The organism is Myxococcus sp. AM011, from assembly GCF_013372595.1.
GTDB classification, from domain to species: domain Bacteria; phylum Myxococcota; class Myxococcia; order Myxococcales; family Myxococcaceae; genus Myxococcus; species Myxococcus eversor.
On record NZ_JABXEM010000216.1, the window covers coordinates 1 to 20856 of the forward strand.

General features: G+C 70.9%; 14 protein-coding genes. 8 read left to right on the forward strand and 6 right to left on the reverse strand.

What is annotated here, in order from left to right; translation table 11 throughout:
• Positions 1–202: LysR family transcriptional regulator (locus HUW62_RS34480; RefSeq protein WP_217911722.1), on the reverse strand; the 202-nt coding region annotated here is incomplete at its 3' end.
• A gap of 140 nt (positions 203–342) precedes the next feature.
• On the opposite strand from HUW62_RS34480, the gene HUW62_RS34485 reads away from it, so the two are divergent.
• The 5 genes from HUW62_RS34485 to HUW62_RS34505 all read left to right on the forward strand — a co-directional run bounded on the left by HUW62_RS34485 (position 343) and on the right by HUW62_RS34505 (position 10263).
• The gene (locus HUW62_RS34485; protein ID WP_176436841.1) at positions 343–930 is read left to right on the forward strand and encodes a hypothetical protein; all 588 of its coding nucleotides are present in this window, start codon (positions 343–345) and stop codon (positions 928–930) included.
• 90 nt (positions 931–1020) lie between these two features.
• The gene (locus HUW62_RS34490; protein WP_255203819.1) at positions 1021–2898 is read left to right on the forward strand and encodes a sigma 54-interacting transcriptional regulator; all 1878 of its coding nucleotides are present in this window, start codon (positions 1021–1023) and stop codon (positions 2896–2898) included.
• Complete coding sequence (locus tag HUW62_RS34495; protein ID WP_176436843.1) at positions 2895–6722, forward strand: SUMF1/EgtB/PvdO family nonheme iron enzyme; 3828 nt, start codon at positions 2895–2897, stop codon at positions 6720–6722. Before HUW62_RS34490 ends, HUW62_RS34495 begins: the two co-directional genes overlap by 4 nt.
• Positions 6723–6834: 112 nt before the next feature.
• The gene (locus tag HUW62_RS34500) at positions 6835–8535 is read left to right on the forward strand and encodes an ADYC domain-containing protein (RefSeq protein ID WP_176436844.1); all 1701 of its coding nucleotides are present in this window, start codon (positions 6835–6837) and stop codon (positions 8533–8535) included.
• Between the two features lie 465 nt (positions 8536–9000).
• Positions 9001–10263, forward strand: a complete 1263-nt coding sequence (locus HUW62_RS34505; protein ID WP_176436845.1) for an MFS transporter — start codon at positions 9001–9003, stop codon at positions 10261–10263.
• 81 nt (positions 10264–10344) lie between these two features.
• Here HUW62_RS34505 and HUW62_RS34510 read toward each other — a convergent pair whose 3' ends face one another.
• Both HUW62_RS34510 and traC read right to left on the reverse strand, forming a co-directional pair.
• Positions 10345–11814: a M57 family metalloprotease gene (locus HUW62_RS34510; RefSeq protein ID WP_163863101.1), complete on the reverse strand. Its 1470-nt coding sequence runs from the start codon at positions 11812–11814 to the stop codon at positions 10345–10347.
• A gap of 283 nt (positions 11815–12097) precedes the next feature.
• Complete coding sequence (traC, locus tag HUW62_RS34515) at positions 12098–13918, reverse strand: outer membrane exchange accessory lipoprotein TraC (protein WP_163863822.1); 1821 nt, start codon at positions 13916–13918, stop codon at positions 12098–12100.
• A gap of 265 nt (positions 13919–14183) precedes the next feature.
• Between traC and HUW62_RS34520 the strand changes: the two genes are divergently transcribed.
• From HUW62_RS34520 to HUW62_RS34530, 3 genes are all read left to right on the forward strand, one after another.
• Complete coding sequence (locus HUW62_RS34520) at positions 14184–14420, forward strand: hypothetical protein (protein WP_163863103.1); 237 nt, start codon at positions 14184–14186, stop codon at positions 14418–14420.
• Between the two features lie 158 nt (positions 14421–14578).
• Entirely contained in the window at positions 14579–14989 is a 411-nt protein-coding gene (locus HUW62_RS34525; RefSeq protein WP_163863105.1) for a response regulator, read from the forward strand.
• Positions 14990–15067: 78 nt separating this feature from the next.
• Positions 15068–15856 (forward strand): FRG domain-containing protein, encoded by a 789-nt coding sequence (locus HUW62_RS34530; protein WP_163863106.1) that lies wholly within the window; start codon positions 15068–15070, stop codon positions 15854–15856.
• 12 nt (positions 15857–15868) lie between these two features.
• Here the strand turns inward: HUW62_RS34530 and HUW62_RS34535 are convergent, their stop codons facing one another.
• The 3 genes from HUW62_RS34535 to HUW62_RS34545 all read right to left on the reverse strand — a co-directional run bounded on the left by HUW62_RS34535 (position 15869) and on the right by HUW62_RS34545 (position 20523).
• The gene (locus tag HUW62_RS34535; RefSeq protein ID WP_163863108.1) at positions 15869–16075 is read right to left on the reverse strand and encodes a hypothetical protein; all 207 of its coding nucleotides are present in this window, start codon (positions 16073–16075) and stop codon (positions 15869–15871) included.
• Positions 16076–16243: 168 nt separating this feature from the next.
• Positions 16244–17383 carry a HAMP domain-containing sensor histidine kinase gene (locus HUW62_RS34540; RefSeq protein WP_163863110.1) on the reverse strand — a complete coding sequence of 380 codons (1140 nt, stop codon included), beginning with the start codon at positions 17381–17383 and terminating at the stop codon, positions 16244–16246.
• Positions 17380–20523: a PAS domain-containing protein gene (locus HUW62_RS34545; RefSeq protein WP_163863112.1), complete on the reverse strand. Its 3144-nt coding sequence runs from the start codon at positions 20521–20523 to the stop codon at positions 17380–17382. Before HUW62_RS34545 ends, HUW62_RS34540 begins: the two co-directional genes overlap by 4 nt.
• Positions 20524–20856: the final 333 nt, after the last annotated feature.

The window sequence follows — 20856 nt, forward strand, 5'->3', positions numbered from 1 at the left end:
CCCCCTGGATGCCCCGCGCCGCCGCCGTCGGGACGAGCCGCCCCGGCGTCCGCTCGAACAGACGCGCCCCCAAGGTCTCCTCCAACACCGCGAGCCTGCGCCCCACCGTCGTCGCATCCACCTTCAACGCCCGCGCCGCGCCCGCGAGCGTCCCCTCTCGCGACACCGCCAGGAAGTACCGCAGGTCATTCCAGTCCAACATGGTGCCCTGCAATCTCGCAGCCCCTCCCTGCAACCTCCAGCATTTCCGCAGGCCCTCCACTGGCGCATTCATGGCGTCACCGGAAAGCGGGCCACAAGACGCGTCCCGCTCCGAAGTCACCCACGTCAGGGAGTCCCATCATGCGCAGCCTCGTCCTCGCCCTCGTCACCCTCTTCGTCGCCGCGTGCGGCGGAGCGAAGTCCCACGTCCGTCCCCAGGACCTCGCCGGCACCTGGGACAGCGCCGCCTGTGAGACCGTCCCCAACGGGGATGGCACCAGCAACTACCTCCAGCGCCACTTCCAGCTCACCGAGTCCGCCTGGACGCTCCACCTGGACGTCTTCGGCGACGCGGGCTGCCAGATGAAGCTGTTCACCGCGCGCGTCGTCGGCCCCTACAGCCTGGGACAGGACTCGGAGAAGGTGTCGGGCGCCACCGAGGGCAACTTCGCCTTCGGCGAGCGCTACCTCACCGCGCACGTGCAACCGCTGGCGGACGTCTTCACCCAGACAGGCTGCGGCACCGGCGCGTGGACGGTGGGCGTGGAGCAGTCCGTCCCTGGCGCGTGCCTCACCTTCAAGCCCCTGGCCTCCTGCGGCACCGACCACGACGTGGTGAAGGTGGAGGGCAGCCAGCTCTTCTTCGGCCAGCGCCCCGCCGACAACGACATGTGCGCCCCGGCGAAGCGGCCTCAAACCCTGGCTTCCCACCCCGTCGTCAAGCACTGAAGCGCGTCGGCCTGGCTTGGGGTGCGCCGTGGCTGCCATCCGGCGATGACGGCGCCCCTGGCTGATATGGGAGACTCTTCCGGGCCAGACATGTCGACCCCCGACTCCCTAGAAACGCTGGATGCACGCTCGTCCAGGTCCACTCCCGGACCTGACGACGCGGACCGTCGCTACCTGCTGGTCATCGACGGCAGCTCCTCTTCCCTGTGTCCCCTCCCCCAGGAGGGCGAGGTCCTCATCGGCCGGGCCGCCACCGCGGACGTGCGGGTGCAGGACGCCTCGGTGAGTCGACACCATGCGCGGGTGATGGTGACGGCGGAGTCCGCCCGCATCGCGGACCAGGACAGCCACAACGGCGTCAAGGTCAACGGCCTCAAGGTCGAGAGCGCCCACCCCCTGCGCACCGGTGACGTCGTGACACTCGGCGACGTCGTCCTCGTGTTCCATGGCGGGACACGCTCCTCGCGTCCGCTGCTGGATGCCAATGCCTTGCGCAACCGGCTGGGTGAGGAGTTGGAGCGCGTCCTCGACTACGAGCGCAGTGTCAGCGTGGTGGCCCTGGAGCTGGGGCCCTCCACGGTGGCGCCCCCGGAGCTGCACCGCGCGGCGAGCGGCGCCTTGCGCGGCATGGACGTGCTCGCGCGGGAGGCCCCCAACCTCCTCGTCGCCATGCTCCCGGAGCTGCTGCGCGACGAGGTGGAGCCCTTCGTCCAGCACCTCCTCGAGGCCCTGCTGCCCCTCGCACCCGGCCTGCGCGTCGGCGTGGCGACCGCGCCCCAGGACGGCCTGGACGCGGAGGCGCTCGTCTCCACCGCGCGCGCCGCCGCGCTCACCGCGCCCGTGGGCGGCCTGAGCTTGAGCGGGCCCCGTCTCTACAGGTTGGAGCTGGGCGAGCGCGCCGTGGTGGTGGCCGACACCGCCATGGTGCGCACCTTCGAGCTGCTGCGGCGCCTGGCGGCCAGTCCCCTCACCGTGCTCATCCAGGGTGAGACGGGCTCCGGCAAGGAGAACGCCGCATGGGCCATCCACCACTGGTCTCCTCGCGCGGACAAGCCCTTCGTCGCCTTCAACTGCGCGACGCTCCAGGAGTCCCTCGCGGAGAGCACGCTGTTCGGCCACGAGAAGGGCTCGTTCACCGGAGCCACCGCGACGCGCGCGGGGCTGTTCGAACAGGCCGGCGGTGGCACCCTCTTCCTCGACGAGGTCGCCGAGCTCTCCCTCCCGGTGCAAGCCAAGCTGTTGCGCGCGCTGGACCAGAAGGTCATCACCCGCGTGGGGGACTCGCGCGAGCGCCCCGTCGACGTGCGCATCGTCGCCGCCACCCACCGGCGCCTCTCCGAGGAGGTGAAGGCCGGCCGCTTCCGCGAGGACCTCTACTTCCGCCTGTCCACCGCCGTGGCCCTGCTGCCTCCGCTCCGGGAGCGTCCTCGCGAGCTGCCCCTGCTCGCGAGCACCTTCCTCGCCGAGGCCTGTGCGCGCTTGAACCGGCCCGCCCTGGAGCTGTCCGCCGCCGCCATGGGACTGCTGCGCGGCCACCGCTGGCCCGGCAACGTGCGCGAGCTGAAGAACGCCATGGAGTTCACCGCGGCCACCGCGCACGGGCCCATCGTCGACCCCTCGTGCCTGCCCGAGTCGCTCCGGGGCCAGGACACGCCCGCTCCCGAAGCCTCCGCTCCCATCTCCGAAGTCTCCACGCCCTCCATCGAAGCCTCCACACACTCCGCCGAAGCGGACGCGCCTCGCACCGAGCCCACGCACGAAGAGCGGAGTGCCTCGCGAGCTCCCCGCCAGCGCCTCGCCGATGAGCTGCGAGCGCTGGAGCGGCAGCGCATGGTGGAGGCCTTGGAGGAGACCTCGGGAGTCCAGGCGCGCGCGGCGCGACTCATCGGCATGCCAATGCGCACCTTCGCGCTCAAATACAAACAATATGGGCTCGCGACCTCGCGCCACCGGGAGCCTCCCGGATGAACGCGCAGGCCCCGACGTCGTGGCAGCCTCCCACCGACTTCGAGGAGTACCACCTGCTGGAGCCCCTGGGCCGGGGAGCGATGGGCGAGGTCTTCCTCGCGAGGGACTCGCGGTTGGACCGGCTCGTCGCGGTGAAGTTCATCGCCGGCGTGACTCCGCAGGAGGGACAGCGTGAGCGCTTCTGGAACGAGGCCCGCGCCATCGCCCGCGTGCAGCACCCCAACGTGGTGGGCATCCATCGCGTGGGCGAGGTGCTGCGCCGTCCCTATCTGATTTCGGAGTTCGTGCGCGGAGAGAGCCTGGACCGGCTGCCGCTGCCCCAGCACTGGACGCAAGCGCTCACGCTGGGCATCGGCCTCGCGCGAGGCCTTGCGGCGGCGCATCGCAGGGACGTCGTCCATCGCGACCTCAAACCCGCCAACGTGATGAAGACGGTGGAGGGCGACGTCAAGCTGCTCGACTTCGGCGTGGCCAAGCTCATCGACGCGGCGGGCGGCCCGTCCGAGCCGGCACGCACCCAGCTCTCGCTCGCGCGGCTCGACGCCTCACCCTCCGTCGAGCCGGAGCTCTCGCGAACCATCACCGTGTCACCTCTCGCGAGCCCTCCTCCCGCGACGCCCTCCGCGCTCCCCACGCTCGTGACGGGCCTGGTCGGCACGCCGAGCTACATGGCGCCGGAAATCTGGCGAGGCCAGCCCGCGACACTTCGCAGCGACGTCTACTCGTTCGGCGTCATGCTGTATGAGCTGTGCACCGGCACACCGCCCTACCGGGGGGACTCCGTATCGGAGCTGCGCGAGGCCGTGCTCCAAGGCGGGTTCTCGCCGCTGACGCGCGCGCTGCCACAGGTGGATCCGGCCTTCGCCACCATCATCGACCGCTGCCTGTCCCTGGAGCCCGCCGCGCGCTTCGCCTCCGCGGAGCTGCTGCGCGAGGCCCTGGAGGCCCTGCGCGAGGGCACCGGTGAACCCGCGCCCACGAACGAGCGGCCCTACCCCGGCCTGCATGCCTTCGGCGCGGAGGACCGCGCGACCTTCTCCGGCCGTGGGTCGGAGATTCGCGCGCTGGTGGACAGGCTGCGCTCCCAGCCCTTCGTCCTCGTGGCTGGAGACTCCGGCGTCGGCAAGTCATCGCTGTGCCGCGCGGGCGTCCTGCCCCGGGTGGCCCAGGGCGCGCTGGGCCCTGGCGCGTGGACGACGTGTGAGCTGGTGCCCGGACGCCATCCCCTGGTGGCGCTCGCGGCGACGCTGGCACCGCTCCTCGGCGAGAGCGAGGCGACGCTCCTCGGTGAGTTGCGGGACGCCCCCGAAAACCTGGGACGCCGCCTGCGCACGAGTCCCCGGGCCGTGCTCCTCCACGTCGACCAGCTCGAGGAGCTCCTCACGCTCGCTGCGCCCGAGGATGCCCAGCGCTTCGCGCTCGCGCTGGAGTCCCTGACGGAAGGCGGGCCCCGGCTGCGGGTGCTCGCCACGGCGCGCGGCGACTTCCTCGCGAGACTGGCCTCGCTGCCGGGGCTGCGCGACGCGCTCGACACCGGGGGCCTGTACCTCCTCCAGCGTCCCACCGAGGCGGGACTGACGGAGGCCGTCGTTGCCCCCGCGCGGGCCCACGGCTTCACCTTCGAGTCACCCGCGCTCGTGGACACCCTGGTGTCCGCCGGAAGTGGAGAGGGTGGACTGCCGCTGCTCCAGTTCGCGCTCGCGCAGCTCTGGGAGCGCAGGGACAAGGAGCGCCGGGTGATTGCCGCCTCGGCCCTCGAGTCCCTCGGTGGAGTCCACGGCGCTCTGGCGCGACATGCCGATGGCGTGCTGGCCACCCTGGCTCCAGCGGAGCGAGGCGCCGCGCGGCACCTCCTCTCGCGGCTGGTGACGGCGGAGGGGACTCGGGCCCAGCGCACCCGCGAGGAGCTGGTGGGCATTCCAGGCGCGGAGTCCGACCCGGCCCGCGCTGCGCTGGAAGCCCTGGTGCGAGGCCGGCTCGTGGTGGCACGCGAGGCGGTGAGTGAAGACGCGGAGACAGGCACATATGAGCTGGCACACGAGGCCCTGCTGGTGGGCTGGGACACGCTGCGCGGCTGGCTCGCGGGCGACGAAGGGTTGCGCGTCCTGCGCCAGCGCCTGGAGCGGGCCTGCGCGGAGTGGCGACGCCTGGGTCGCGCCGTGGACCTGCTGTGGTCCGGCCGACAACTCGTGGAGGCCGCGAGCCTCCCGCTCGAAGCGCTGAGCGAAGACGAGCGCGCCTTCCTCCAGTCCTCGCGCCGCGTGGCGACACGCAAGCGGCTGGGACGCATCGCCGCGGTGCTCTCCCTGCCGCTCGTCACGGTCGCCGTGTACGGAGGGCTCCAGCTCCAGACCTTGCGCACGCGCGAGCGCGACAGCGCCCAGGCCGTGAGCGAGGCGCGCGCGTCCGTTGAACAGGCGCGCGAGGAGAACACGCGACTGGAGGCCCTGCGCCGCGCGGCCTTCGCCGCCTTCGACACCGCCCAGAAGGTGGAGGGAGAAGCCACCTGGACCCGGGCGCTCGCGGCGGCCGAGCGCGTCGACACCGCCTGGCGGGCCGCGGGCAACACGCTCGACACCGCGTTGCAGAAGGACCCACGCCACGCGGACGTGCGCCACCTGCTGGCGGAGGTCCTCTTCGAGCGCATCCTCCTGGCCGAGCGGCTGCGCAGACCCGCTCTGCACCGCGAGCTCGTCCAGCGCCTGGCGCTCGTCGACGACACGCGCGACTTCCAGCGGCGGCTGGAGGCCCCCGCGCGCTTGGATTTGGAGACCGAGCCTCCCGGCGCCCGCGTGCGCGTCGAGCGGGCCGTCGAGGACGCGGGCCGGCTGAGCTGGTCCACCCCGATGAATCTCGGAACCACCCCGCTGCGCGGTGCGTTCCTGCCGCCGGGCTCCTATCGCCTCACCTTCGTGAGAGCGGACCGCCCCGCCGTCCTCTACCCGGTGCTGCTGGAGCGAGGCGAACCCCACGCGGTCCGACTCCAGCTCCCCGCGTCCGTCCCCAAGGGCTTCGTGTACATCCCGCCGGGGCGCTTCCTCTATGGCAGCCCCGACGACGAGGTCATCCGCCGCAACGCCATGCGCGCCCAACCCCTGCACACGCTCACCACCGGGGGCTATCTCGTCGCGCGCACCGAAGTCACCCATGGCGAGTACCTCGACTTCCTGCGCACGCTGTCACCCCGGGAGCGCGCCGAGCGCCGTCCCCACGGCGGCAACTACTTCGGCGACATCTCGCTCGTCGAAGTGGAGGCGGGCCAGTGGGAGTTCCAGCTCGCGCGCAAGGGGCACCTCTACCGCGCCCGCGAGGGCGAGAAGCTGCGCTACCTGGAGCGCGAGCACCGCGCCGTCCAGGACTGGCTGCGCCTGCCCGTGTCCGGAATCTCCTGGGAGGATGCCGTGGCCTACGTCACCTGGCTGAACGACACCGGCCGAGTGCCGGGCGCCCGCCTGTGCGATGAGCGCGAATGGGAGCGCGCCGCCCGGGGCGCGGACGGACGCAGCTACCCTCACGGCGAGCGGCTGGAGCCGGACGACGCCAACTTCGACGCCACCTACGGCCGCAAGTCGCTGGCCTTCGGTCCGGACGAGGTGGGCTCGCACCCCGCCTCCGACAGCCCCTTCGGCCTGGCGGACTTCACCGGCAACGTGTGGGAGTGGATGCGCTCGGTGTCTTCACCCGACCAGCCCACCTACGGCGGCGGCTGCTTCTACCAGGACATGTTCACCGCCCGCAGCCTCAACCACGGCGACGGCGAGCCCCGCTTCCGCATCCCCTTCATCGGGCTGCGTGTCTGTGCGTCACCGCCCGCCATCCATTGAGCCGTGAGCCGTTGGCAGGCTTCCTGCTTTACGTCGAGGAGCACGGCACTCGAGCCACATACGGGAGCAACGCACGATGCGATGGATGAGAGGCCCCTGCCTGGGGGCATGGATGTGTTTGTCCGCGGGACTGTCCGCCACCGGGGCGTTGGCGGATGAGCCGCCCGCGCAGAGCGGTCAGGGGACGAAGCTGCACGGCGCGGCCGTCTTCGATGAAAACCACGTCAACGTCCTCTTCACCACGTCACCGCGTGCCTCCTGCATGAGTACGGGGTTGAGCCAGGGAGGACTCGTCGGCAGCAAGCGCACCGGTTCGGGCCTGTGTGGCCCGCTGAACTACGTGGGCTACGAATTCACCGCGGAGGGAACCCCCGAGCGGAAGTTCAGGATTGTCTCGGCGGCCCCTCACGCGAGCATCTACGAGACGTGCCGGAACATTGGCCTTCCCAACCCGCCGCCCCCGGTCATGGGGACCACCTGGGAGTACGAGGTGACGTGGTCCACCCCGCTCACCCAACCCCAGCCGCTGTGCCCCGCCAACAACGTCGCGCTGGCGGTTCCGCTCCGCTGGGTCCAGGACTCCGTGCTCCAGCCCTGGCGACTGGTCTACACCACGGACTCCTTCACGTTCGCCTGCGTGCCCAAGCACGTCTCGGCCTGCGAGTTCGAGGACGGTGGCGTCATCGCCAAGTGCGTCGACTGGGGCTATCCACCCTGGCACTCCACGGCGCGGACCCTCACGGGCCAGGTGCTCAGCGGCACCACCGTCGCGGGCTACCCGCTCACGGGCACCAACACGGAGGCCGTGAGCTTCCACCAGACGTGCCTGCGCATGGCCACGGCCGACTACTGCGGCGTGGGCCACAGCAACACCGCGGATGACACCCCCATCGCGTTCCACGACACGAAGTACGCGCCCCTGACCTCCGCGGGAGGTGTCATCCCCCAGCTCTCGGGCGCGGCGGTCCAGGACCATTACTTCGAAGCCGCGTGGGTGGACTGCACCCAGGACAAGACGGACTCGAACCCCGCTCCCGCGTGCCGGCCCACCCTCGGGGGTTCGCCGAACAACGGCCTCATCCCGCCGCGTTATGGCGCGCTGTGCTTGAGCAAGCGACGCTGGGCCAGCTTTCCGCTCGCGGGGAGCTGCTTCGACCCGCAAGGCCTGACATTGGAACCCTCCAACCGCGACTTCGCTCCGAAGTTCTGCGAGGACTACACGGAGGAGGAGCTGGAGGCTCGCGGCGCCCGGTTCTTCTCCTTCTCGCGCTTCCTCGACACGGGCCTGTACCAGTTCCGCCACGACGCTTCGCCCGACCGGGCCGTCACCACCACCGCCTACTTCCCTCCGCAGCAGCTCCCCAAGCATCCCAACCTGGTGGCACCGAATACGGCGGTGCTCGGCGCATCCTCCGGCTACGCGATGTTCCGCTTCGAGGGGGCCCTGCTCAGCAAGAAGATTGCCCCCGCCCTGCGCGCGAAGCTGGGACTCAAGGGCCTCTACCGCTGCGCCCGGGTGGACTCCTCCGGGCAGAAGCACTTCCTCACCACCACCATCCCCGACGGCTCCACCACCGGGGACCCGAGTGACGCCTGCCCCGCCACCCTCGGCTGGTGGCTCGACGTGCCCGCGCAGGGCACCGCGCTGGATGCACTGGAGGGCTATGTCTCCCCCGTGGACGCGGGCGTCACGGGGACCCCCTTGAGCCTGTGGCAAGACGACGACAACCACTTCATCACCACCACCACGTCACCGGGCATCGGCTGGACCGAGCTCCAACCGCCCCTCGGCTACATCCCCGGCAATCCCTGACGTCCGCTCGAAGCCTCGTGTGTCATCCGCGCCCCCGTCTTCGTCCCCTCGCTCGGGGATGGAGGCGGGGGCAGGACCTTGCAACACTTGCATGGCGTGCAACTCCCGCTGGCCCTCCCGGAGCATCCATGCTGCAAGTCCTGCGGGGTGCCCGAGGGCGTTCGCGCCAGACGTGCCCTGGCACCCGGGGAGCGCTTCACCGTCGCGGGCACCGCCTGGCTCCGCACTCACCGCTCGAACCCCAGGGCCCCGGACGCGTTTTCAGGCGCGGCCCGAGGTCCTCGTCAGTCGCGGGCAAATGCTCGGAACCCAAAGCAAGACATCGACTCTCGGGACTCCGTCGTCCTCCCCACGTGTGGCTTGGAGCGAACGACACGCTGACGCATGCTCGCGCGCAGCCATGGCCTCTCGATTCGTCTTCCGGTGCCCCTCGCGTCTCCTCGCGGCCACGATGGGAGGGCGACCATGACGGGCGCGCTGCGACGGGCGCTGCACGAGATGGCGGGCGGCCTTCCGCGCACGTACTGGGTGCTGTGGGTGGGCACGCTGGTCAACCGGCTGGGCAGCTTCGTGGTGCCCTTCCTCGCGCTGTACCTCACGCGTGAGCGGGGCTTCAGCGTGGAGCGCGCGGGACTCACCGTGTCGCTCTATGGCCTGGGCGCCGTCATCGCCAGTCCCCTGGGCGGCATGCTCGCGGACCGCGTGGGCCGGCGAATCACGCTGGCGGGCGGCCTGTGGCTGGGCTCGGTGGGCATGCTCTGCCTCGGCTTCGCGCGCGAGCCCGCCGTCATCGCCGCGGCCGCCTTTGGCCTGGGAATCGTCGGTGAAATCTACCGCCCCGCCGTGTCCGCCGCCGTGGCGGACGTCGTCTCGCCCGAGGACCGCCAGCGCGCGTTCGGCCTGCTCTACTGGGTCATCAACGTGGGCTTCGCCGTCGCCCTGCCGCTGGCCGGGCTGATGGTCCGCTACGGCTACCTGACGCTCTTCATCGCCGACGCCATCACCACCTTCACCTATGGCTGCTGCATCTGGCTGCTCTTGCCGGAGACGCGCCCCGCCAGGCCCTCGCCCTCCTCTTCCGACACGCCGGCCCCCGGTGCCGGCAGCGCCCTCCTGGCGCCCTTCCTGGACCCGAGCTTCGTCGCCTTCGCCGTCCCCTACTTCGGCGTGGCGCTCATCTTCTACCAGAGCCAGGTGTCGCTCCCGCTGGCCCTGGGCGCGCGCGGACTGACGGAGGCGCAGTTCGGCGCCGTGCTGTCCGTCAACGGCCTGCTCATCGTCGCGCTCCAGCCCTTCACCCACCCGGTGCTGCGCCGCCTGCGCCGCGCCCAGGCGCTCGCCCTGGCCGCGGTTCTCACCGGCGTCGGCTTCGGCCTGCACGCGCTGACGGGCCACGTCGCGCTCGCGGCCCTGGCCGTGGCCATCTGGACGCTGGGGGAGATGGCCCAGGCCCCCGTCGCGCCCTCCGTCGTCGCGGACCTGGCGCCGTCCGCGCTACGCGGCAGCTACCAGGGCGCCTACCACATGCTCTGGGGCCTGGCGTCCAGCGCCGCGCCCGCGCTCGGCGGCTGGGTGCTCGGCCGCTTCGGCACGTCGTCCCTGTGGCTCGGCTGCCTCGTGCTGGGGCTCGGCTGCGCCGTCTGGCAACTGGCCATCGCCGGAGCCCGCCGCCGCAGGCTGGACTCGCAGCGCGCGGTGCGCACGGACCTGAGCCCCCTGGTCGACTGAAAAAGCTCCGCGCCTCCAAAAACAACGGGCGGCCTCCCGTGAAGGAGACCGCCCGCGTTCAACACCGGAAGCCGGAAGCGACTACGGCTTGGTGTAGTTGATGGCCAGGTTGTACGTGGCCGCCGTGTAGCCGCGCACCATGACGTACGCCGTCGTCGTGCCGGCGGGGACCGTCAGGTCGCACGTCTCCGTGGCGCCCGTCTGGTACGGACGGCAGGTGTACGTGGTGGTGGTGGGCGCCGCGCCGAAGCGGACGTAGAGGTCCGGATCGCCCGTGCCCGTCATCGCCACGCGGAACGTGGTGCCAGCCACCACGTTGTACGCGGGGAAGTTCACGTTGGTGTTCGCCGCGACGCTGCCCGTCTTGCTGTCCGTGGTCGGCGTGCCGGTGCCGCCCGTGCCGGGCTTGGTGTAGTTGATGGTCAGGTTGAAGGTACCGGCCGCGTAGCCGCGAACCATGATGTACGCCGTCGTCACGCCGGTGGGCACCGTCAGGTTGCAGGACTCGGAGGCGCCGCTCAGGTAGGGGCGGCAGTCATACGTCGTCGTGGTGGGGGTGGCGCCAAAGCGCACGTACAGGTCCGGGTCGCCCGTGCCCGTCATCGCCACGCTGAAGCTGGTGCCGGCCACCACGTTGAAGGGGCCGTAGCTGGTGTTGGAGCCGGCCGTCACGGTGCCCGTGCGGGTCTCCGTCGTCGGGGTGCCGGTGCCAGGGCCCGGCGGCTCGGGGTCCGTACCACCCGGAGCGCCGTAGAGCGCCACGGCGCCCTGCGCGTCCAGCGCGGTGATGACCAGGTCGCCCGTCTGGGTGCCGTTGCACTGGGGGTAGTGCATGACCGACTTGGAGTCATACGTGGTCAGCTGACGCCAGTTGCTGTCCTCGAAGCACGTGCCCGACTCGGGGCGGGTGTGCTCGTGGCGGAAGCCGAGCGTGTGGCCCAGTTCGTGACGGAGGATGCCCGTCAGCGTCCAGGGCGAGGTGTTGCCGAACGCCGTGTTGTCGATGAGCACGTTGCGGTTGGCGCGGGCGTCGTTCGGGAAGAACGCGCGGGCCAGGTACTGGCCACCCGAGTTCACCGGACGCACGTCGAACACCACGTTCGCGTTGCTCGCCGTGCAGCTCGCGTCCTGCGCGCTCACGTAGATGAAGTCGACGTTGGCCACCGCTTCCCACGCGGCCGCCGCGTTCGCCATCGTCGTCACGGCGTTGTTGTAGTTGGAGCCGAACGTCGTGCTCACGCAGTAGGTGATGTTCTTCTTCTGCGTCGCGTTCCACGCGGCATCCACGCCGCCCGCGCGGTGGACGATGAGCTGTCCGTCGCGAACGTTGTTCTCGTAGAACTCGCGCAGCAGCTTCTCGTTGGCGAACGTCGTGTCGCCGTCAGCGATGAAGATGCCGGTGTCCGGCTCCTGGTAGACCACCGAGAGGAACTGCTCCCACGACATCCCCTGGCCAACGGCCTCGGGGGCGGGGGTGGAACCTTCGCCGCCGCCACAACCGGACAGCAGCGCCAGGCCCGTGAGGGCACCGATCAACTTGGACTTGGACATGAACTTCCTTTTCGGGAGGGGGGTACTGCCAGAGCTCCGACAGCTCGGGACCCGCGACGAAGCAGCCGCCATGCCAATCCCACAACTAGTGGATTTCCCTCATGTTTTTACGGGAAACGCCGAGGATTCACGGAGCACAGAGACTCCACGTTTCACACTCCGGCTGTAAAATCTCGTAACAATCCGTAACAAAATCCCTTTGATTCCAAAGGGTTGGAACGCGAAAACGGGAGTGTCCAAGAAAAGGACACTCCCGTTGTAAACTGTCCCGGGTCAGGTCGGACTACAAACCCAGGAGTGTCTCGGGGCGGGTGAGGCCCCGGGCGCGGGCCAGGGGCTGGAGGACGTCGGCCGGGGGCGCATCGGCGGTAAGCAGCAGGGCGCGCACGGCGGTCTCCACCACGTCCTCGGCGCCGGGGCGCACCATGCCCCGGCGGGCATCCTCCACGCGCTTTCCTCGGTACGCGTCGAAGCGCTCCTTCACGCGGCGGGCCAAATCAGTGACGGCCTTGTCCCCCACCTCCACGCGCAGCTCCAGCTCGTTGCGCAGTTGCACCGGGTCCGCCAGCACGCCGTACCTGTCGTAGCCCTTGTGCGACATGTCCTCGTGCATCACCGCGAAGTCGTCGGTGTGGGGCGCGGGGACCTGGTCCTTGAGCAAGTCGCGCATCACCGCGGTGACGGAGGCCGTCACGGTGAGGCGGTGCATCTGCACGTCGTAGACGAAGTCGGAGAACATGTTCTCCTCCACGGTGACGGGCTCCCTGAAAGTCGTGTCGCGGTGGCGCTGCACCTCGATTCGCTGCCCCTCCGACTTCTCCAGGGCCGCCTCCAGCTTCGTCTCCCTGTCCTTCACCGCCACCACCATCTGCGACAGCAGCTGCTCCTCCTTCGCGCACAGGCCGCTGGCGCAGCGCGCGGGGCTGCACTCGCCGGGCAGCGTGCCGGGCTTCTCCGCCTCGCGCGCGGCCTCGCCGCACTCCTGCAGCGCCTCCAGACACTCGCGGCGCTCGCGCTCACGGCAGCGCTCGGCGCCCGCGCGCAAGAGGTTCATCTCCGTCTGCATGCGCAGGTACTCGCGAAGGGCGGCGGCCTGCTTGCGGTCCACCTCCTCCTGGGAGCGCTCGGCCTGCAGGAGCTTCGTCTCGAAGCCGGCGCGGCGCGGGTTGGGCACGGAGGTCTTCCCGGCGAGGTAGCGGTGCGAGCGCTGCGAGTCCTCCACCGCCTTCAGCGGCAGCACCCGCTCCAGCGACAAATCCAGCTTCACGCCCTCGCGGCCCTCGGGGGCCTCCGTCACCACGCGCAGGGGGAGCTGGGTGGGGAGCATGGCCGCCAGCCTCCCGGCCGCCAGCCGCTGCGCCACATCGGGCGCGCCGGCCCGGTCCTCCACGGGCGTGGCCACCACGAGGAAGGCCACCTCGTCGCGCAGCTTCTGTCGCACCGCCTCCGCGCGCTCGCGGGCCGCCGTCGCGCCCACGCGCTCCTGGTCCGCGCGCACATAGGCCACCAGCGCGTTGCCCAGCTTGCCCGCCTTCTCCAGCCCGTCCCCGGTGTTGAACCAGCGCTTGGCCCACGCCACCTGCACCTGGTCCACCGCCTTCTTCGCGCCCGCGTGGTCCGGCGCCACCGACAGCACCGCGTCCAGCTCCACGCGCGCCTCCTGGAGCTTGTCCGCCTTGAGCGCGGTGAGCGCCACGGCCACGCGCTCATCCAGCGTCGTGTTCAGGAGGTCCCTGGCCGCCGTGTTCTCCGCGTCCAGCTCCAGCGCGCGCACCAGCCGCTTCATGGCGCCGTCCAGATCGCCCGAGTCGTGCACGCTCCGGGCCTCCTCCAGCACCACCTTGCTCCACGCCTGGCGCACCTCGCGCAGCTTCACGGTGATTTCGGACGCCTCCGGGTCCGCGGCGAGCGCGCGCAGGTAGGCCGCCTCGGCTTCCGCCCACTTCTGCTGCTGGCTGGCGGTGTCGCCCTCCTTCACGGCGCGGGAGAAGGCCGAGCAGGCCGTCAGGACGAGCAGCGAGGCCAGGGCCAGGGCGCCGAGCACGCCACGAGATGCGCCAGGAGCCGGACGAAGGGGACGGGGGGGGCGGGACACGCCTCGCATCTTCGGGGAAAGGAGGCACCGGGTGAAGTGTTCACACCTCCGGCGTCGCACCCTCGCCTCCCGGGCACGGGCCACGAGAGCGTGACGTGAGGCCCGGCCCCTCGCCCCACGAGCGGCCGGCCGGCGCGAATGGCAACCCCTGCTGCTGGCCTTTATGAGGTTCGCCGTGAATCGCGCGGGCCTCGGTGGGTCTTCCCCGGGAATGACGCGTCGCAACAGCCGGTAGACGATTCAACGCACCCACGAGGGGGGCAAGAGAGTCAACATGTCCTGTCCACAACCGCGTCCCACAGAGTTCCGCCTGCCCATGCGCGCGGAGTCCTTTTCCGTCGAGGACCACCGCAACGTGCACTGCCGCTTCTACGGCGGCTGCATCGACGTGGCGGTGCGCCAGGACTGGGACAGCTTCACCTGCGCCAAGTGCCCCATGTTCCAGCAGGACGCCGCGCCGGGCGCGGACCAGTACGCCTTCAATCAGCCCGCTGACTCGGGCAGGCCCTAACCCGGCGCGAAGGGCAGGCGACGTGCCGGCCCTCCACCCATGGGTGGAGGCCGGGACGACGCCGGGACTCTCCGGGGTTGTGTCCCACGGTGGTGGCGGGAGTCCGGACCCGCGAGCCGCTTCAAGCCCTTCTTCTCCGGTCGTCGCGAGCCTTGCGCATGCCTTACCGCCCCGTGGTCGTCCTGGCCGAGGATGATGGCCTCCTCAGAGAGGCGATGACCGAGGCCATGGAGCTGGAGGGCTACCGGGTCCTCGCCTGTGAGAATGGCTTCACCGCGCTGCGGGCCTTCTTCTCCGAGCCTCGCGTGGACGTGCTGGTGCTGGACTGGCTTTTGCCCGACATCGAGGGCCAGGGCCTCATCCGGATGCTGCACGCCCAGCGCTCGCTGGCGGAGCTGCCCATCGTCCTGACGACGGGGCTGGATTTGGAGCTGCCCAGCTTCGAGGGCGCGGTGTGCCTGTTGCGCAAGCCCTTCGCCCCGGGCGAGCTGTCGCGAATCCTGCACAGCCTCACCCAGCCGGGCCCGCCTCCCACCACCCTGGTGCCCAGGGACCAACGCGTGGCCTGACGCCCGCTTCCGCACCCGCTCGGCACGCCCCACCTTCCAGGGGCGGCGGGCCCGGCACCCGGCCCGCGCGTCCTCGTCATGCAAGAGCATCGCGTCACCACGTGGCTGGAGCTCCAGGACTCGCTGTTCACCGACTCCTGGAACGAGACGCTCGGGCGTCACCGCTCCAACTTCGTCTTCCGGGGCATGCCCCACGTCGAGCATGACCTGTCCACCGCGCTCAACCGCCAGGGCATGTTCGTGCGCCAGGAGCGGGACTTGCTGCGCGCCTTCCGCAAGTACGCGCGCGGCACGCCTCGCGAGCCCCTGGACTCCGTCTGGGACTGGCTCGCCCTGGCCCAGCACCACGGCCTGCCCACGCGGATGCTCGACTGGACGTTCAGCCCCAACGTCGCGCTGCACTTCCTCACCGAGGACAGCGAGCTGGCGGACGCGGACGGCGTGGTGTGGTGCGTGGACTACCGGGAGACCAACCGCCTCCTGCCTCGCGCGCTCAAGGCGCAGCTCCACAAGGAGGGCGCGGACGTCTTCACGGGGGAGATGCTGGCGGCGGCGGCCAGCTCCATGGCGGACCTGGACAAGCTGACCGAGGACCCCTTCGTGCTCTTCTTCGAGCCGCCCTCCCTGGACGCGCGCATCGTCAACCAGTTCGCGCTCTTCTCGGTGATGAACGGGCCGGACCTGCGCCTGGACACCTTCCTGGAGAAGCAGAAGCAGGGGGTGCGCAAGCTCATCATCCCCGCGGCCCTCAAGTGGGAGGTGCGCGACAAGCTGGACCAGGCCAACGTCACCGAGCGCGTGCTCTTCCCCGGCCTGGACGGGCTGAGCCGCTGGCTGCGTCGCTACTACAGCCCGCGGCCCCGCTGAGGTCCGCGTGGCTCAGGCATGCGCGGGGACGTGTGGTCCCCCGGTCATATCGAGGTCCCTCAAGGTACCTGCGTCAACCAGACCCGCGTCGCGCTCGCTCTTCGTCACCGCGCGGATGTCCTTCTCCCACTTGTTGCCGGCGGCGCCGAACATGATGACGACGAAGAGGGCGACCAAGAAGATGAGCGTACCGAAGAAGGCTGCACCGAGCATGAGCATCGCCGGACCTCCTGGAAGGGGCCGCCGGGAGACGCGCGGCCAGGTGGACTGCACCCTTCAAGGATGTGTCCTGCCTCCTCGGGCCGCGACGTGCGCCCCCGACCTCCCGTCCTCGCTCGCCTGCTCCAGCCTGGAGCGGACAGGCAGGCAGGTCCCCAGCCGTGACGCTCAGCCGCCCGTGGCCGCATACTGGCGCGGCAGACTGAGCCAGAAGCAGGTGCCCTCCTCCGAGGAAGAGGAGACGCCCAGGAGGCCCCCATGGGCGCGCACGATTTCGTGGGTGATGTAGAGGCCCAGGCCCAGGCCGTTGCGCTGGGCGCTGCGCATGTCCTGGGCGCGCACGAAGGGGTCGAAGATGGAAGCCAGCCGCTCGGTGGGGATGGGCAGGCCCCAGTTGTGGACCTCCACGCGCACGCCCCCCTCCGCGTCGGCCACCATCACCCGCACGGCGGTGTCCTCGGGTGAGTACTGCACGGCGTTGCCCACCAGGTTCGACGCCGCCTGGGCGATGCGGTCCCCGTCCCAGTCGCCCCAGCCGTTGCCCGTCAGGCTCAGCTCGAACTGGCGCCGGGGGTGCGCCACCTCCAGCTCTTCCACCACCTGGCGCAGCACCTCGTGCAGGTTCATCCGCGCGCGCTCCAGCACGTAGCCCGCGCCCAGGCGCGTGCGGGTGAAGTCCAGCAGGTCGTTGATCATCCGCGCCATGCGGTCCGCGGAGATGGAGATGCGGTTGATGGCCTTGCGCTGGGGCTCGCTCAGGCCTCCGTGGCGCAGCAGCAGGGACGCGTTGCCGGAGATGGCCTGGAGCGGGTTGCGCAAGTCATGGCCCAGGATGCCCAGGAACTGCTCGCGGAACACCGCCGTGCGCCGCGCGGCCTCCTCGCGCTTGAGGCCCTCCTCCACCCGCTTGCGCTCAATCGCGTACCGCAGCGCTCGCACCAGCAGCGGGCCCGACACCTGGCCCTTCACCAGGTAGTCCTGCGCGCCCTCGTGCACCGCGCGCACCGCCAGCCGCTCGTCGTCCGTGCCGGTGAGCACGACGAGGGGGACGGACGGCGCGGCCTGGAGCAGGGGCGGGATGTTGCCCAGCCCGTGTCCATCCGGCAGCGACAGGTCGAGCAGCACCGCGTCCAGCGAGGTGTCGCTGCTCACCACGCGCACCGCGTCCGCCAGTCGCTCGACGTGGAGCACCTCGAAGTGCGTGGTGCTCACCTCGCGCAGTTCCTCCTGGAGCAGCCGCGCGTCGCCGGGGTTGTCCTCCACCAGCAGCAGGCGCAGGGGGCGCTCGTTCGTTCCAATCTCACTCATGACGACGCCTCGGACACCGTGGCTCCGGCCGGCGGCCAGGGCAGGGTGAACCAGAACGTACTTCCCTCCCCGGGTCGGGACTCGACACCGATGCGCCCGCCCAGGCGCTCGACGATTTTCTTGCAGATGGCCAGCCCGATGCCCGTGCCCGGAAACGCCTCCTTGCCGTGCAGGCGCTGGAAGATGACGAAGATGCGCTCGAAGTCCTGCGCGTCGATGCCGATGCCCCAGTCCCGCACCGAGAAGCGGACCTCCGCGCCCCGCGCCTCCGCCGTCACCTCCACGCGCGGCGGCGCGGCGCCGTGGAACTTGAGCGCGTTGCCGATGAGGTTCTGGAACAACTGCGCCAGCTGCGTCTCGTCCGCGAGCACCGTCGGCAGCGGCCCCGCGCGGAAGTCGGCGCCGGACTCCTGCAGGGACGCCCGGAGGTTGGCCTTCGCCCGCTCCAACGCGAGGTTGGCGTCCACGGGCCTGGGCTCGCGGCCCTGCGTCCCCACGCGCGAGTAGGCGAGCAAATCCTGGATGAGCTGCTGCATGCGGGTGACGCCGTCCACCGCGTAGTGGATGAAGGTGTCGGCGTCCGCGTCCAGCTTGCCCTGGTAGCGCCGGGCGAGCAGTTGCGTGTAGCTGGCCACCATGCGCAAGGGCTCCTGCAGGTCATGCGAGGCCACGTAGGCGAACTGCTGGAGCTCCTCGTTGGAGCGCGACAGCTCCCGCGCGCGCAGCCGGAGCGACTCCTCCGCCCGGCGGCGCTCCAGGCCCTGCGCGAGCGCGTCCGCCACCGTGGCCAGCACCGCCATCGCGTCCTCACCCAGCACGTTGCGACTGTAGAGGCCCATGACTCCCACGAGCTGGCCTCGCACCAGCAACGGGATTCCGGCGAACGAGCGCACCCCCGTCTCCCGCACCCAGGTCCGGTCCAGGACGCGGGCATCCTGCTCCATCTGGTCCACCCATATCTGCTCGCGCGTGCGGGCCACCTCCGCCACCAGGCTCTGCCCGTGCAGCGACACCCGGCCCCAGCGGTCGGGAGGTGGGGCGGCGGCGCCCGCGTTGCCCACCAGCTCCAGCATCGCCGCGGCGCGCGAATACAGCCACAGCCGCGCCACCTGCGCGTCCAGGTGGCGGGCCAGCGCCTCCGCGCAGGCCTGGAGGATTTCGCCGACGGTGCCCTCTCGCGCGAGCGCGCCGCTCACCTCCGCGCGCAGGGCCTCCAGCCGGCGAGCGCCCTGCTCCCGGTCCAACCGGCGCAGGCCCTCCTCCACGCGGCGCTGGGCCGTCATGTCGGTGTTGGTGCCCACCCACTCGCGCACGGCGCCGTCGGCGTTGAGCACGGGCACCGCCCGGGCCATTGTCGGTGAGTACGTGCCGTCCGGACGCAGCAGGCGGTACTCCACTTCATAGGGGCGCACGTCCGTCACCGCCGCCTGCCACGCGCGGGCGGCCGCCTCGCGGTCCTCCGGGTGGAGGGCATCCAGCCACCCCTGGCCCCGCCACTGCTCGTACGTCTGTCCGGTGTAGGCGCGCCAGGAGGGGCTGTCCTCCTCGATGAAGCCATCCGGGCGCGTCACCCACACCGCCTGCGCGGTGGCGGTGACGAGCGAGCGGAAGCGCTCCTCGGCCCGCCGCGCGTCGCGGTACAGGCGCGCGTTGTCCAGGGCCACGGCGGCCTGCGAGGCCACGCCCTCCACCAGCCGCGCGTGCTCCTCGCGGAAGCGCCCCGGCTCCTCGTGGCCGAAGAACAGCCCGCCGAGGATTTCGCCGGAGCGGCCCTTCACGGGCACGGCGAGGTAGCTGCGCACCGGCAGGTGTCCGGGCGGCATGCCGTGGAAGGGCGCGCTCCTGCCGTAGTCCAGGTGGCGCGTCACGTCGTCATAGAGGCGCGTGCCCTCGCCCCGGAACGTGGGGCCGAAGACGGCGGTGTTGCGTGGCATGGGCAGGTGGGCGAAGGCGTGCCGGGGCGCGCCGGACAGCGTGTAGAGCAGGTACGACTCGCCGCGCTCGTCCACGCGGTTCTCGAAGAAGGCGCCGAAGCCCGCGCCGGTGAGGGCCACCGTCTCGTCGGTGATGCGCTGGACGAGCACCCCCGCGTCCAGCTCCGAGGACAGCGAGGCGCCGATGCGCAGCAGCATCTCGGCGGTGCGGCGCTCCTCCTGGCTGCGGCGCAAGGACTCCTGCGTCTCGTGGTGCAGGCGCGCGGTGTCCACCGACTGCGCGGCGCGCGAGGCGAGCTGCTCGCCCAGCACCAGGTCCTCCGGGCCGAAGCGCCGGCCGGACTCCGCCGTCACCAGCGTGAGCGCGCCGAGGATTCGGCCCCGAGCCCGCAGCGGGACAATCACCGCCGAGCGCAGCCCCAGCTCCCGCAGGAAGCGCAGGTGCTCGGGGCCGCGGGCGCCGCCCACCAGCCCCTCCTCGGAGATGGACTCCAGCAGCACGGGCGTGCCGGTGCGGATGACGCCCAGCACGCCGTGCGGGTCGTCCTCGCGCGGCGGGTAGCGCTCGCGGACGTCCTCGGCCAGCCGCACCCGGCTGGGGTCCACGTGGGCCACCGCCACCTGGCGCGTGCCGCCGTCCTCCTCCACCAGCTCCACGGCGCACCAGTCCGCCATGCGGGGGACCGCGAGCCGCGCCAGCGAGGTCAGCGTGCCTTTCAAATCCAGCGCGGAGGAGGACAGGAGCGCGCCGGCCTCGGCGAGGAAGCGCATGGACTCCGAGGCGCGCTTCGGGTCTTCGATATCCGTCGTCGTGCCGAGCCACCGGAGGACGTGGCCGTCGGAGTCCCTCAGGGGGCTGGCGCGGGCGAGCATCCAGCGCCACACCCCGTCATGGCGGCGGCAGCGGAACTCCACCTCGTAGGGCTCGCCGGTGCGCAGGGAGTGGGCCCAGCGTCTGCCGGCCTCCGGCAGGTCGTCGGGGTGGAACATCCGCTGCCAGCCGTCGCCAAGCGACTGCTCGGGCGTCAGCCCGGTGTACGCGTACCAGCGGCGGTTGAAATAGACGTGGTGCCCGTCGGGGCGGGTCATCCACACGAGCTGGGGCAGGCTCTCCAGGACCTGCCGGGAGAGCGCTCCCTGGAACAGAGCCTCCTGCGACTCAGGCTCCTCGGCCGCCTGCTCCAGGCGGGGATGGGACGGGAACATGGAACGCACATCACCTCAACAGCCCGCACCCGCGCCACCCTTTCGGCGCCGCGTGATTTCCACCAGCTGACAGTTGCCCTACGAGGAAACCGATGCTCCCGGGAGTCCCACCGGGCCGGGGGTGTCCTGCCTACCCGCCGGAAAACCCTGACATCATCAGCCCTGGTTATTCCTGACACCCCCGCAACAGCGTCACAAAAGCCACAAACCGACAGGATTTGAGAGCCCTTGCGACTTCAAATAGAGCCATGCGTTTCCATCACAGAAGCGCATGGACTCCGAGGCGCGCTTCGGGTCTTCGATATCCGTCGTCGTGCCGAGCCACCGGAGGAC